Genomic DNA, 13,685 nt, shown 5'->3' with positions numbered 1-13,685 from the left:
TCACCCTCTCCACGAACGGGCCGGCGCCGATACGACACCCTCCCCGAAATTGTCACGGCTGCCTACGGTGTGGGACATGTCGCCGCCCGGCTTCCGACTGTCCTCCACCGTCCTCGGCACCACCGACCCGCGCGGGCTCGCGGCGTTCTACCGGGACCTGCTCGGCTGGGCGATCGTGCGCGAGAGCCCCGAGTGGGTGGTGCTGAAGCCGGCCGACGGTACGGCGGGGCTGTCGTTCCAGCTCGAGGAGTCGCACGTGCCGCCGACCTGGCCGAGCGGCCCCGGCGTGCAGCAGATGCAGTCGCACCTGGACATCGCCGTCGACGACCTCGAGGCCGGCGTGCACCGGGCCACCGGACTGGGCGCGAGCCTGGCGGCGTACCAGCCCCAGGACGACGTACGCGTGCTCGTCGACCCGGCCGGGCATCCCTTCTGCCTGTCGCTCCGGTGCACTAGCGTCCTGCCATGACGGGGACGGACTGGGGCGCGCTCTACCGGGACAACGTCGCGGCCCTGTCGACCCTGGCCGAAGACCTCTCCGAGGAGGAGCTGTCGAGGACCGTGCCGGGCTCGCCGGCGTGGACCGTGCACGACGTGCTGGCGCACCTGGCCGGCGGGCCGGCGGACGTCGCCACCGGCCGCATGGACGGCGCCCCCGGACCGGAGTGGACCACGCGGCACGTCAGCGAGCGCGTCGGGTTCCCGGTGCCGGACCTGGTCGCGGAGATGCAGGCCCACCAGGACGCGATCGCGGCCTCGACCGTGGACAATCCGCGGCCCGCGATCGTCTGGGACATCGCGGTCCACCACGCCGACCTGCGCGAGGCGCTCGGCCTGCCGGCCCTCGCGCCGCACCTGTGGGAGCCGGTGCTCGCCGGCGTCGCGCCGCTGCGGTTCGGCGCCGCGGGCGTCCCGGAGGAGGTGGACGGGTACGAGCTCTTCCGCGGGATCTTCTCCCGCCGGTCCCGCACCCAGATGCAGGCCTGGGGGTTGGCGCTCTCGCCGGAGCAGCTCGACGAGCTCTGCATCTTCGGCCCCCGCGAGGACGACCAGCCCGTACCCTGACCCGGTGCTCCCTCGTCCGTTCCTGCGGGCCCTCGGCCTGGCCCTCGCCCTCGGGATCGGTGTCGTCGCGCCCGGCGCGGCGCAGCAGCCGGCGGACCACTCGTCCGTCGACAAGGGCGTCGAGAAGGGCACGGACCCGCGCAAGACGCGGGGCCTGTTCGTCGACCCGAAGATGCCGGCGTACACGCAGGGCGGCGTCTACCGCGAGCGGATCGGCGAGGTTCCGCAGGCGTTCTGGGTGATCCCGGAGGCATACGGCACGCACGCGGTGCGCGCCAAGGTCGAGGAGTACACCGGCGACGCCCGCCGGGCCCGCAAGACGCCGGTCCTCACCGTCTACGGCATCCCCGGCCGCGACTGCGGGATGTACTCCTCCGGCAACCCGCTCACGACAGCCGCCGAGTACCGCGGTTGGATCAAGCAGCTGGCGCGCGGACTCGAGGGCACCAAGGCGCTGGTCGTGCTGGAGCCGGACGCCCTGCCGCTCTTCAGCAGCTCGGTGCAGGCCTGCCCGGAGAAGCCCCGCCGCTGGAAGGGCATGCTGGCGTTCGCGAGCAAGCGGCTCAGCGACACCGGGGCCTGGGTCTACCTCGACGCCGGACACTCCAACTGGACCCCGTACGACGACCGGCCCACCTTCCTCCGGGCGGCCGGCGTGAGGTATGCACGGGGCATCAGCACCAACGTCTCCAACTTCCGCCCGACCGCCGATGAGAAGGCCTACGCGCAGGAGATGCTGCGCGGGCTCAGGAAGCTCGGCATCAGGGGCAAGCGCTACGTCGTCGACACCTCGCGCAACGGCGCGACGCCGAGCTCGGACGGCTACGACGTCATCAACCCCACGTGGGCCCGGCTCGGCAAGAAGCCGCGGCTGGTCTTCGACGGCGCGTTCGACGGCACGCTGTGGGTCAAGCACCCCGGCGAGTCCGACGGCGAAGAGGTCGACTCAGGCGATTGGTGCGACTACCTCGCCGACCGGCTGCTCGACCGTCGCGAGTCCGACTCCTGCTGAGCCGGCCTCCCGGCGGCGGGAACACCGGGCGGCCGGGCTAGGTTCGGGGATCGTGCGCGGACTCCGAGGACTGATGGCGGACACCCGCCCGTTGCGCAACGAGCACTTCCGCCGGCTGTGGCTGGCCAACATCATCACGGTGATCGGCGCCCAGCTCACGGTCGTCGCGGTGCCGGCCCAGATCTACCAGATGACCGGGTCGTCGGCGTACGTCGGCCTGACCGGGCTGTTCGGCCTGGTGCCGCTGGTGATCTTCGGGCTGTGGGGCGGGGCGCTGGCCGACCACTTCGACCGGCGCACGCTGCTGATCTGCACGACGCTCGGGCTGATCGGGACGAGCGCGCTGTTCTGGGTGCAGGCGGCGCTGGGCAACACCGACGTGTGGCTGCTGCTCGGGCTGTTCTCGGTGCAGCAGGCGTTCTTCGCGATCAACCAGCCGACCCGGTCCGCGATCCTGCCCAAGCTGCTGCCGACCGAGCTGCTGCCGGCGGCGAACTCGCTCAACATGACGCTGTTCACCGCCGGCGCCATCGGCGGCCCGCTGATCGCCGGCGTGCTGATCCCGGTGATCGGCTTCGGCTGGCTCTACCTCATCGACACGATCACGCTCTTCGCGACGCTGAGTGCGGTCGTCCGTCTCCCCCGGCTGCCGGTCGAGTCGGTGACGGGCACGCCGGGGCTGCGCTCGGTGATCGAGGGCTTCGCCTACCTCCGCGGCCATCCGGTGCTGATGATGTCGTTCGTCGTCGACCTGATCGCGATGATCTTCGGCATGCCGCGGGCGCTGTTCCCCGAGATCGCGCACGTCTCCTTCCACGGCCCCGACGAGGGCGGCCTGGTCTTCGCGCTGCTGTTCGCGGCGATCCCCGCTGGCGCGGTGCTCGGCGGCATCTTCTCCGGCTGGGTCTCGCGGGTGGAGCGGCAGGGGTACGCCGTCATCGTCTGCATCCTCATCTGGGGCGCCGCGATGACCGGCTTCGGCGTCGCGGTCGCGCTGGCCGACCACTGGCAGCAGGCGATGCTGCTGGTCGCGCTCCTCATGCTCGTCGTCGGCGGCGCGGCCGACATGGCCTCGGCGGCGTTCCGCACCTCGATGCTCCAGAGCGCCGCGGACGACTCCGTGCGCGGCCGCCTCCAGGGCATCTTCATCGTGGTCGTCGCGGGTGGCCCACGGATCGCCGACGTGGTGCACGGCGCGAGCGCGGCCATGGTCGGTACGGCGGCAGCCGCGGCCGGCGGCGGGCTCCTGGTCGTCGTCGGGACGATGGTCGCGGCGGTCGCCGTGCCCTCGTTCATTCGGTACCGGATCACCCGGCCACCTACCATCTCCGCGTGAATCGCCCCGTGATCGACCCCGACGACCTGGCCACGACCGTGCGCGTCCTCGGCCAGCTGCACCACCTCGACCAGGACGACCCGGACCTGGTGACGGTCAAGCGGGCGGCCTCGCACATGTACAAGGCGCTGAAGGCCGAGCGGCGCACGCGCAAGCGGCAGGCCGAGCTGGCCCACGACCGGGCGGTCACCGAGGCGACGGCGACCGGGTCGCCGATGCGCATCGACGACGAGACCCGGGGCATCCCGCTCGTGTCGAACGCTCCGGGCGCGTACGCCGGCGAGCTGATCAACCCGCGCGGCTGCTACATCTGCAAGACCGACTACACGCTGGTCGACGCGTTCTACCACTGGCTCTGCCCGAGCTGCGCCGCGATGTCACACGCCAAGCGCGGCCAGGGCACCGACCTCACCGGACGGCGCGCCCTGCTCACCGGCGGACGCGCGAAGATCGGCATGTACATCGCGCTGCGCCTGCTGCGCGACGGCGCCCACACGACGATCACGACGCGCTTCCCGCACGACGCGGTCCGCCGCTTCTCCGAGCTGGAGGACAGCGCCGAGTGGATCGACCGGCTGAAGATCATCGGCATCGACCTGCGCGACCCCACCCAGGTGATCGCGCTCGCCGACGAGGTCGCGGCCGACGGTCCGCTCGACATCCTCATCAACAACGCCTGCCAGACGGTACGCCGGTCGCCGGGCTCCTACGCCCCGCTGGTCGAGGCCGAGCGCGCGCCGCTGCCGAGCGGCGTCGTCCTGCCGGAGATCGTGTCCTTCGACCGGATCAGCGACGCCCACCCGGCCGCGATCGCGGGCACCCTGAGGCAGCACGCGGTCGCCCACCACGAGACCCCGGCGCACACGCCGGCCTCGATCACCGCCCTCGCCCTCACGGCCGGCAGCGCCAGCCTGGACGCGCACCTGGCCGGGACCGCGGTGGACGCGGGCGGCCTGCTGCCGGACCTCCAGACCGTGAACTCCTGGACCCAGACGGTCGACGAGGTCGATCCCCTCGAGCTGCTCGAGGTGCAGCTCTGCAACGCGACCGCGCCGTTCCTGCTGATCTCCCGGCTGCGGGCGTCGCTGCGGGCGTCCCCGGCACGGCGTACCCACGTCGTCAACGTGTCCGCGATGGAGGGCCAGTTCGGCGGCCGCCGCTACAAGGGCTCCGGCCACCCGCACACCAACATGGCCAAGGCCTCGCTCAACATGCTGACCCGCACGAGCGCGGCCGAGATGTTCGAGACCGACGGGATCTTGATGAACGCCGTCGACACCGGCTGGATCACCGACGAGCGCCCGCACCAGGACAAGCTGCGGATCGCGGCCGAGGGCTGGCACGCGCCGCTCGACCTGGTGGACGGCGCGGCGCGCGTCTACGACCCGATCGTGCGCGGCGAGGCCGGCGAGGACCTCTACGGCCACTTCCTCAAGGACTTCGTGCCGGCTCCCTGGTGAGAGGCTGGTGAGGCCCTGGTGAGGCGCGCCTCCCCTCTGCCGGGCCCGCCGCTGGCAGGATCGCGGCCATGGACGCGATGGAGTGTGACGGCTGCGGGGCGACGATGCGCTGGGAGACCTCGCACTCGCGCTGTGACCGGTGCGGCTACATCCGGCCGTGCTGCGAGGGCGCCCCGGTGACGGCGAGCTGCGTCGTCCCGTCCGCCGCTCCGGTGTCCGCCGGCTCTCGCGTCAGCCCTCGATGAGCCCACGCAGGTACGCCGCCTGGCCGACGTGCTGGGCGTCGTCGTCCGCGATGCTGACCAGCCGCACCCCGAGGCTCACGGGCGGGTCCCAGCGGTCATCGACGATCCGGTCGAGGTCGCTCTCGCCGAGCGTGCCGAGGTAGCTGGCGGTCGCCCGGTGCACCGCGGTCAGGTAGTCGGCGAGCAGCTCGCCGCTGGCCCGCACCTTCCCGACCTGCTCGCTGGTGTGGCCGTAGCCGTGGTCCTGCGGGTCCAGGTCGAGACCGAACCGGTCGACCCACCCCTCGCTGAACCACACCTGCTCGGTCCCGGCCACGTCGGCGACCTGCGCGTCCTGCACCCGCGCCGCGTGCCAGACCAGCCAGGCGATCGAGTTCGCGTCCGGCGTCGGCCGGTGCGCGAGCTGGTCGTCATCGAGCCCGCCGACCACGGCGGTCCCGTTCTCGAGGATCCGCTCGAAGAAGTCCAGGTAGACGTCCGCTGGAGTCATGGTCCCGACGGTACTCAGGGCGCGCGGCGCCGTCCTGCGGGCAAACCGGACCGCACCCCTACGAGTCGGCCGTCGGCGACCTGCCGGCCGCCTGCGCGACCTTGCGGTCGGTGAGCACGATCCAGAGCGCGAGTGCCGCCCCGGCCAGGACGGCGAAGGTGAAGAACACCATCGCGATCGCGGGGTAGCCGAACACCTGGTGGTCGCTGGGCACCCGCATCATCATCGCCGCACCCAGGATGGTGGCGGCGATGATGATCCCGAGGGTGAGCCGGTTCGCGAGCCGGTGGAGAACCGTGTGGAGCCGCTCCTCGTCGAGGGCCCGCACGCGCATGCTGAAGTCGCCCTGGGCGAGATCCTCGAGGATCCGGTTGCCGCGCTTGGGCAGCATCGAGGCGAACTCCTTCGCCTCGATCGCGGCGGCCATGACTCCGGCCGGGCTGACCTTGAGCCCGCTGGTGAGCAGGTGGGAGAGGTTGTCCCGGATCGCCTCGGCCGGATCGAAGTCCGGATCGAGGTGCAGGGTGGACTGGTCGAGGTTGAGCAGCGCCTTGCCGACCATCGACATCTCGGCCGGCGGCCGTAGCCCGTGCGCGCCGGAGATCCGGCTGAGCTCGACCAGGACGCTGCCGGCCTGGAGCTCCGGTCCCTGGCTGGCAGCCTCGGAGACGAGGTGGGCGACGTTGGCGCGGAAGGCCGCGGCGTCGTAGTCGGCCAAGGGGTGACCCATGCTGGCCAGGACCGCGGCCACCTCCTCCCCGTCGCCGTCCCCGATCGCGAGGAGCAGCTTGACCAGCTTGTCCTGGAGCCGCGGGGACACCGAGCTCACCATGCCCAGGTCCAGCAGGGCGAGCCGGCCGTCGTCGGTGATCATCACGTTGCCCGGATGGGGGTCCGCGTGCAGGACGCCGTGGTCGAGCATCAGCTCGAGGTAGCACCTGAACAGCTGGTCCACGATCGGCCGGGCGTCGATGTCGAGGAGCCCGAGCGGCCCCACGTCGGTGACCTTGCGCCCCTCGATCCGGTCCATGGTGAGGACGCGGGAGGTGCTGTACTCGAGCACGGGCTGCGGGACCACGAGCAGGTCGTACTGCTCGGTCAGGTCACCGAACCTGAGCAAGTTGCGGGCCTCGCGCCGGTAGTCCAGCTCGCCGGCCAGCGAGCGCCGGAAGTGCGTGAGCAGCTCCTCGAACCCGTACGTCCTGCCCGCCGACGTGTGCTTGTCCGCGAGCCCGGCCAGCCGCGCCAGCGTCTCCATGTCCTCCCGGGCGATCTCGCGGACGTCGGGCCGCTGGATCTTCACCACGACCTCGCGGCCACTGGGCAGCGTGGCGCGGTGCACCTGGCCGAGGGACGCCGCGGCCAGCGGCTCCTCCTCGAACTCCGCGAAGAGGTGCCGGAGCCGACCGCCGAGCTCGGACTCGACGATCTCCTGGACATCGGCGAACGGGAACGGCTCCGCGTCGTCCTGCAGTCGGGCGAGCGCGGTGGTGTACGCCGGCGGCAGCAGGTCGAACCGGGTCGAGAGCAGCTGCCCGAGCTTGATGAAGGTGGGCCCGAGCTCCTCGAGGTCGCGGGCGAACGCCGCAGCCTTGGCCTCGTCCCCCATCGGTGGGTCCTCGTCGAAGGTGAACTCGTCGAGACCGGCACCGGAGATGAGGTCGGAGCGCCCGAACCGGGCCAGCAGGCGCGCGAGGGCCGTGTACCTTCCGACGTTTCGCACGCTGAGCACCGGCATGGAGCCAGAGTGCCCACCTCGGCGGGCCGCCGAACCTGAACCCACGGCGTGGGTCGTGAGAACGGCCACAGGGCTGTGCGGGATGGACCGCCCGGGGTTCCACCGTTGTGCAGAGCAGAACCACGACCCCCGAACATGAAGGAGTAGCGCATGCGCCTGCTGGAGCCGTACCAGCTGGGACCGATCGAGCTGCAGAACCGGATCGTGATGGCGCCGATGACCCGCTCCCGGGCCTTCGACACTGTCGCGGGCGACCTCCACGCGGAGTACTACGCGCAACGCGCCGGTGCCGGGCTGATCATCACCGAGGGCACCCAGGTCAGTGAGCTCGGGGCGGGCTACCCGTTCACCCCGGGCATCCACACGGACGCCCAGGTCGCGGGCTGGCGCAAGGTCACCGACGCCGTACACGCGAAGGGTGGCCGCATCTTCGCCCAGCTGTGGCACGTCGGCCGGATGAGCCACCCGGCCGTCCACGGGCAGACGCCGGTCGCGCCCTCCGCGATCGCGCCGGGCGAGGACATCTTCACGACCGAGGGCATGCAGCCGATCCCGACGCCGCGAGAGCTGGACACCGCCTCGATCGCCGGCGTCGTGCACGAGTTCCGGCTCGCGGCTCACCAGGCCAAGGCGGCCGGCTTCGACGGCGTCGAGGTGCACGGCGCCAACGGCTACCTGATCGACCAGTTCCTGCAGAGCGGCTCCAACCAGCGCACCGACGAGTACGGAGGTTCGGTGGCGAAGCGCACCCGGTTCCTGTTCGAGGTGCTCGACGCCGTCACCGACGTCTGGGGCCCCGGCCGGGTGGGCCTGCGGCTCTCGCCCGGCGGCGCGTTCGGCGGGATGAGCGACGACGACCCGGCCGACACCTTCGGCTACGCGATGAAGTCGCTCAACAACTACGACCTCGCCTACCTGCACGTGGTCGAGACCTCGCAGACCCTCCCGCCGGTGGGCCTCGACGAGGTCGGCGGACCCACCGCGCTGGCCCGGTCCACATACGACGGAACGATCATCACCGCCGGTGAGTACGGCCGGGAGTCCGCCGACGCGGCCGTCGCGGACGGACGCACCGACCTGGTCGCCTTCGCCCGAGCCTTCATCTCCAACCCCGACCTGCCGGAGCGGTTCCGCGTCGGCGCGGACCTCAACGAGGGCGACGAGGCCACCTACTACGGCGGCGGCCCCGAGGGCTACGTCGACTACCCCACCCTCGAGCAGGCCTGACACACCCCACGATCAGCGGCGGCCGGTGCCTCACCGGCCGCCGCTGTCGTCGAGAACGCCTCGGTTGTTGGAAGACGCCTCGCCAGCCTCAAGGGACAAGGAGCGCCGTGGCGACGGCCGCCGCGAACGAAGTGCCGTAGATCGGCTCGACGTTCCCTGCGCCATCCGTGATGGTGCCAAAGGTGTCCGCGGCGTCACCGCCGGTCGCATGCACTGGCTGATGGGTCGAGGGAACAGCGACGTTGTAGGTCGTTGGAGAGCGGGAGAAGTCCCAGGCCTGCACGACCGTGCTGCCAGGCAGGCTCGCGGGGTACCCGAACGCCTGACCTGTGGTGGTGTTACCTGCCGCTGCAACTATCTGAGGCGGAATCACTCCGTTGTTGTGGCAGATGTCCAGGACCATATCGAGGGAGCCCCCGAGCACCGTCATGCATGTGTTGGTTCCTTGGGCTGACAGACTCACGTTCACGACGTCGAACATCCCGGACCACAGCGCGTACGTCATGGCGCACAACAGCTCGTAGCTGCCGCCCTTCTGTGCGTTGACGGCGCGTAGCGCACTCACGTCTGAGTTGGTGTTGACCTGACGGATGACCTCTGCGACGGCGGTGCCGTGACCCACGACATCGTCGGCCGGCATGGGGCCGGCAAGGCCGCCAGTGAAGTCCGACATCGTCGGCTTGCCGAGCAGGTCACCGGTGTCGATGACGGCGACCCTTGGACCGGGGGCCGAACCCTTCACTGCGTCTGTGTCGACCGCCGCGAGGGCAGCAGGATCGAGGGCCACGGATGGGATCCCACCTCCACCGCCGGGTCCTCCGCCAGCCGAGAGTCCAACGCGGTGCTCAGCTTCAACCAGGATCGGCAGTTGGTGGAGGATCATCTCGGCCTGGAGTCGCTCTGCCACCGGCACACCGAGTTCCCACTTATGGTGCACGCGGGCCACGGCGGGGGCTCGGTCGTCGAAGGGACGCTCGCTTTCGAGGTGCCCGAGGTATCCCATCTGAGGTGGTTCGAGGTACATCGCACGAGCGGTGCGGAGTCGGTCCCAGCCGTCGTGCAGCTCGTGGAGAGCACCGAAAGGTCCCGTGAATGTCACCGAACCTCCTACCAGGTCGCACATCTTCTCCGCCTCCTCAGCACTTCGCTCTCTGCTCCAGCTCTGTCACCGAGGTCATGTCGATGGACTCCGTAGTCGTTCGCGGCCCATCTGTGACCTTGAGTTGGAGTTGGCCGTCCTTCACCCCCACCACCTCTCCGCACAGTGACATCTCCCTGCCGCCGTCGTCGTAGGTGGCTGTGACCGGCCGATCGGGATCCGGCTGAAGCCACAGGACCCCGAGCGCGGCGAGCAGGGCGGTCAAGGAGGCAACGGACAGTCCGGCGCCGATCCGTACGTTCCGCGCGATCTGAGCGTTGCGGCTGTTGATCTTCTCTACTGCGGCGAGGACGTCGTCGTTGGTGCGAAGCGAGACTTCCTTCGGCCAGCCGAACGCGGCCCGGTACACCAGGATGACCGAACCGGCGGCCGTGAGCACGGCCAGTGCCACGAGCGAGAATGCGAGCAGCCGGGCACTCCAACCCAGGCCGGCCACCGAGTCCTTGGACACGACCACGCCGGCCAGGCCGAGGATCCCGACGATGGCACCGACCCCTGGAATCCACTTCTCCGCAAGAGTGCGAAGCCCCTTCCCCGTCGCCTGCGACTCTTCCGCGATGAGCTTGGCTGCGGCATTCAGCTCCGGTTGCGCGGAGATCTCGAGGTGGTACCGATCGTTGTGCTTGTTCTTCCGCGGCTGCGCCACCCAGTAGGCGCCGCAGCCCTTGTCCTTGGTCTTCGGCCTACCTGCGTGCACCTCCTCGCACGCACATGGGAAGTAGGTCACCGCGTCGAACGCGGCCTCACCGTCTGCTGCCGCGGTCACGATCACTGTCGACGAATGAATCTGTTGGGAGAAGTCGGCATCGCAGCGGGGACATCTGCCGCTGAGAGTCAGAATCCCAGACCGCTCTTGGCCCTGCCAGGACTCGAGGGAGGCTGCCCGAAGCACAACGGGGCCTTCCTTCCACGCCTTGGTGGCCATGGGAACCGGTGTACAGGCCTCGGTCAGGTGCCGACGCGCCTTGGGGTCGAAACCACCAAAGTGGGCTACGGGTTCTCTCCGCCGTGCGCCGGCTCCTCAGATGGGTCCGATGGGGAGCGTCCTACCGCCGCCATTCTCCGTCGTCAGGTCCCGGCGGGAGCCTTGATGACGGCGGCATCCTCATCTGTGACCGACACGCCCTGATGGAACTCGATCGCCTCAGGTAGTTCGTCGAACTGGAGCAGTTCTCCGGTGAGCTCGGCGAGCAGGTCACGAGCCTCGGCTGGGGTGGCGTAGAAGAACTCACGTCTGAGGTTGACGCGGTTGACACGTCGGTCGGCGAGCCGGGCGTGCATCTTGCTCTCGATGTCGACGGCGTCGTCTGCGAAGAACAGTGCATGGACGTCGAAGTTGAACGGAACTGATGCGTCGCTGAGGCTCCTTGATGCGCAGACGGTGATACTCCGGTGCCACTCGGATCGACATGGTCTTCCCGAGCCGCTCGATCGTGAACGCGACCTTCTCCAGGCGGTCCACGGCGGTCGCGAGCTTGTAGGGCTTCATGCCGCGCGACAGGTTGTCGGCCTCGGCGTTGTAGGCGCGGAGCATCAGCTTGGAGAAGTCGCTCACCATCTTGCGGCCCTGTGCCGCGGAGCCGTTGACCTGCCAGTTGCTGGTCGCCTGGATCGCCCCGCCGTCCTTGCGGGCCATCGCCTTGATCTGCTCCTGCAGCACCTTCAACTGCTCCCTGTACGCCACGGAGTCGTTGAGCGGATGCCGGTAGGTGTAGATCCCGACTTCCTGGAGGATCTCCTCTTCCTGCGTGAGCGCCACTCGCTGCCTGAGCTTCGACAACTCCGATTCGAGTTGGGACCGCTGCTCCGCGTACTCCCGCCGCAGCCCTTCCACCTCGGTGCGCAGGCGCTCGGCCTCCCGCTGTAGGTCAGCAGCGTCCAGCACACCGAGGCGTTGCATCTCGGCCCGCAGCTGCTCGAGCTCGTCAGCCTGCTGGCGAGCCACGTTGCGAGCGCCGAACAGCGGAACCTTCGTCTTCGACCCAGCCTGCGGGCCGGCGCTAGGTGCTGCGGGAACGCTCGGCTCGGCAGCGCTCGACGCGGTCCGTGCCGGGGAGCGGGCCTCCCGCGGTGCTCGGTGTTCGGTCCACTGGTGGCCGTCCCAGTACCTCAGTTGATCGGGATCATGAGGATCCGGGTACCAGTTCGCCGGCGGGTTGGTCATGGCCTCTTCCCCCTGGATTCGCTTCCGAGATCTCGTCGCTGCATACCAGCACGCCCAGCAAGACGGACAGCAGCCGCCCGGCAGCACCGCGCGCCTGGCCTCCGGCTCGCGCGACGTGCGAGCAGCGACATTCCGCCACCTGTCGGCGCGGGCGAAAACATCCCTGAACCCGCACCGATGTGCTGAGGTCGCTGCGGACAAGTCTTCGCTCACAACTTCACGACTGAAGATGAGGCCATCTCCGTGGACAATGCCCGGCCGTCACGAGCATCGTCGAAGAGCGGCCCCGAGCCAGTCCCGCAGGAGACCCCCGCACGACCTCACCGGTACGGGATCGCACCCGCGGTGGACCGCCCAGGTGTAGCCCGCGGCAACGCCAACGAGCAGCACCACGCCGAGGGTGACGGAAACCAAGTACACGGACAGCGGAAGAGGACCCGACTCGGTCGACTGAACTGCCATAGGGCATTGGGCCGATGTAGCGGAAGGAGTCGGGGTGAGCGGACTTCCCGTTACGTGCGTCGGTGGAAGCTGACGTCGCCGTTGGGGTGGTAGGTGGTCTGGTAGTTGGTGTCGTGGGCGCGGTTGTGGTGCCAGTGGCACAGCGAGATGGCGTTGTCGAGGTCGGTGGTGCCGCCGTCGGTCCAGCGTTGCTTGTGATGGGCGTGCAGGCCCGCCGTGCGGTCGCAGCCTTCGGCGGCGCAGCCGCGGTCGCGGACCTGTAGGGCGAGGCGCTGGGCGTCGGTGAAGAGCCGGTGCTTGCGGCCGACGTCGAGGGGCTGGGAGGCGCCGCCGAGGACGACGGGGATGACCCCGGCCTCGCAGGCCAGCCGGCGGGCCAGGGCGGGTGAGATGCGCTCGCCGGTGTCGAGGACCCCGGCCTTCCCCAGGCGTCCGGTGAGGACGTCGAGGTCGATGGTGACCACGACGGTGGCGTTGACGCCGCCGGTCTTGGGGAGCCGGTCCGTGGGGTAGCGCTCGATCAGCTCGCGGAACGCCTGACCAAGGGCCTCGGGGGTGGGGCGGCGCTCCGGGCCGGGGCCCTCGGCGGCGGCGCGGTGCTTGGGTGCGGCGAGCGCGGCCAGGGCTTTCCTCAATGCGGCTCCGGCGAGGGTGGGGATGGTGAAGGTGCCGTGGGTCCGGCCCTGCCCGTCGTCCCACATCGACAGCCGGGTCGCCTTCGCCGCGGCGGCCTCCTCCTTGGCCAACAGGGCGGCCTCCCGGGCATCGGCCTCGTCGGGGGCGACGACCTCGTACAGGTGCTTGCCGAGCCGGTTCAGCGCCTTCGCGTCGTGGTGCCGGGCCTGCGCCAGCAGGTGCGCCTCCGCCTGCTCGCGGGTCTCGGCGTCGACCTCGGCGGGGAGCCGGTCGACCCAGCGGATGATCGCCCGGGCCTGCTCGGCCAGCACCTGGCCGGCGGCGAGCGCGGACCGGGTCTGCTGGTGCTGCTCCAGCGAGTGGCCGAGCCGGACGATGTCGTGCGCATCGGCCCGGGTGGCCTTGGACTCGTGCGCCAGCCAGTTCGCCGCCGAGGAGGCACCGACCTCGGAGCCGACGTGGAGGTCGTCGGCGTGCGCCGCGACGCGGGCCTTCAACTCGAAGATCCGGGCCTCGGCCCGCTGCAGTGCGACCAGGGTGGAGGCGGTCTCGGCAGCGTCCATCGACCACACCGAGGCGTCGGCGACGGTGTCGAGCTCGGCGTGGACGTGCGCGGTCGCGACACTGACCCGGTGGCGGGGTGTGGCGATCGCTGTCATGGGTCTACTCAAGCACTGCCCACCGACAACGA

13 protein-coding genes are annotated in these 13,685 nt (G+C 70.2%); 6 read left to right on the top strand and 7 right to left on the bottom strand.

The annotated features are described in order from the left end of the window. Positions 1-76: 76 nt before the first annotated feature. From ACYQ0U_RS05350 to ACYQ0U_RS05330, 5 genes are read left to right on the top strand one after another with little or no spacing between them, the layout of a single operon-like run. Complete coding sequence (locus ACYQ0U_RS05350) at positions 77-469, top strand: VOC family protein (RefSeq protein WP_459970219.1); 393 nt, start codon at positions 77-79, stop codon at positions 467-469. Beyond that, a complete protein-coding gene (locus ACYQ0U_RS05345) occupies positions 466-1,065 on the top strand; it encodes a maleylpyruvate isomerase N-terminal domain-containing protein (RefSeq protein ID WP_459970216.1) in 600 nt (199 codons plus the stop codon). Before ACYQ0U_RS05350 ends, ACYQ0U_RS05345 begins: the two co-directional genes overlap by 4 nt. A gap of 4 nt (positions 1,066-1,069) precedes the next feature. Beyond that, positions 1,070-2,077 (top strand): glycoside hydrolase family 6 protein, encoded by a 1,008-nt coding sequence (locus ACYQ0U_RS05340; RefSeq protein ID WP_459970213.1) that lies wholly within the window; start codon positions 1,070-1,072, stop codon positions 2,075-2,077. Between the two features lie 52 nt (positions 2,078-2,129). Beyond that, a complete protein-coding gene (locus ACYQ0U_RS05335) occupies positions 2,130-3,413 on the top strand; it encodes an MFS transporter (RefSeq protein WP_459970211.1) in 1,284 nt (427 codons plus the stop codon). Further along, positions 3,410-4,873, top strand: coding sequence for an SDR family NAD(P)-dependent oxidoreductase (locus tag ACYQ0U_RS05330; RefSeq protein ID WP_459970209.1), 1,464 nt, complete (start codon positions 3,410-3,412; stop codon positions 4,871-4,873). Before ACYQ0U_RS05335 ends, ACYQ0U_RS05330 begins: the two co-directional genes overlap by 4 nt. A 231-nt stretch (positions 4,874-5,104) precedes the next feature. Here the strand turns inward: ACYQ0U_RS05330 and ACYQ0U_RS05325 are convergent, their stop codons facing one another. Then, positions 5,105-5,608 carry a mycothiol transferase gene (locus ACYQ0U_RS05325; RefSeq protein WP_459970205.1) on the bottom strand — a complete coding sequence of 168 codons (504 nt, stop codon included), beginning with the start codon at positions 5,606-5,608 and terminating at the stop codon, positions 5,105-5,107. A 58-nt stretch (positions 5,609-5,666) separates the two neighbouring features. Continuing rightward, complete coding sequence (locus ACYQ0U_RS05320) at positions 5,667-7,346, bottom strand: ABC1 kinase family protein (protein ID WP_459970202.1); 1,680 nt, start codon at positions 7,344-7,346, stop codon at positions 5,667-5,669. Positions 7,347-7,496: 150 nt separating this feature from the next. On the opposite strand from ACYQ0U_RS05320, the gene ACYQ0U_RS05315 reads away from it, so the two are divergent. Beyond that, complete coding sequence (locus tag ACYQ0U_RS05315) at positions 7,497-8,573, top strand: alkene reductase (RefSeq protein ID WP_459970198.1); 1,077 nt, start codon at positions 7,497-7,499, stop codon at positions 8,571-8,573. Positions 8,574-8,661: 88 nt separating this feature from the next. Here ACYQ0U_RS05315 and ACYQ0U_RS05310 read toward each other — a convergent pair whose 3' ends face one another. The 5 genes from ACYQ0U_RS05310 to ACYQ0U_RS05290 form a co-directional block, all read right to left on the bottom strand. Next, positions 8,662-9,672, bottom strand: a complete 1,011-nt coding sequence (locus tag ACYQ0U_RS05310; protein WP_459970196.1) for a S8 family serine peptidase — start codon at positions 9,670-9,672, stop codon at positions 8,662-8,664. 37 nt (positions 9,673-9,709) lie between these two features. Then, positions 9,710-10,657: a hypothetical protein gene (locus ACYQ0U_RS05305; protein WP_459970194.1), complete on the bottom strand. Its 948-nt coding sequence runs from the start codon at positions 10,655-10,657 to the stop codon at positions 9,710-9,712. 143 nt (positions 10,658-10,800) lie between these two features. Beyond that, positions 10,801-11,052, bottom strand: a complete 252-nt coding sequence (locus ACYQ0U_RS05300) for a GIY-YIG nuclease family protein (RefSeq protein WP_459970447.1) — start codon at positions 11,050-11,052, stop codon at positions 10,801-10,803. Then, complete coding sequence (locus tag ACYQ0U_RS05295) at positions 10,961-11,896, bottom strand: SNIPE associated domain-containing protein (RefSeq protein ID WP_459970192.1); 936 nt, start codon at positions 11,894-11,896, stop codon at positions 10,961-10,963. The genes ACYQ0U_RS05300 and ACYQ0U_RS05295 overlap by 92 nt, the downstream gene beginning before the upstream one ends. Positions 11,897-12,408: 512 nt before the next feature. Next, the gene (locus ACYQ0U_RS05290) at positions 12,409-13,653 is read right to left on the bottom strand and encodes an HNH endonuclease (protein WP_459970190.1); all 1,245 of its coding nucleotides are present in this window, start codon (positions 13,651-13,653) and stop codon (positions 12,409-12,411) included. Between the last annotated feature and the right edge of the window lie 32 nt (positions 13,654-13,685).

The sequence above is a fragment of the Nocardioides pyridinolyticus genome, from assembly GCF_054653575.1.
Note: the sequence above shows the minus strand (reverse complement) of the source record. Positions and strands in the feature narration are given on the sequence as shown.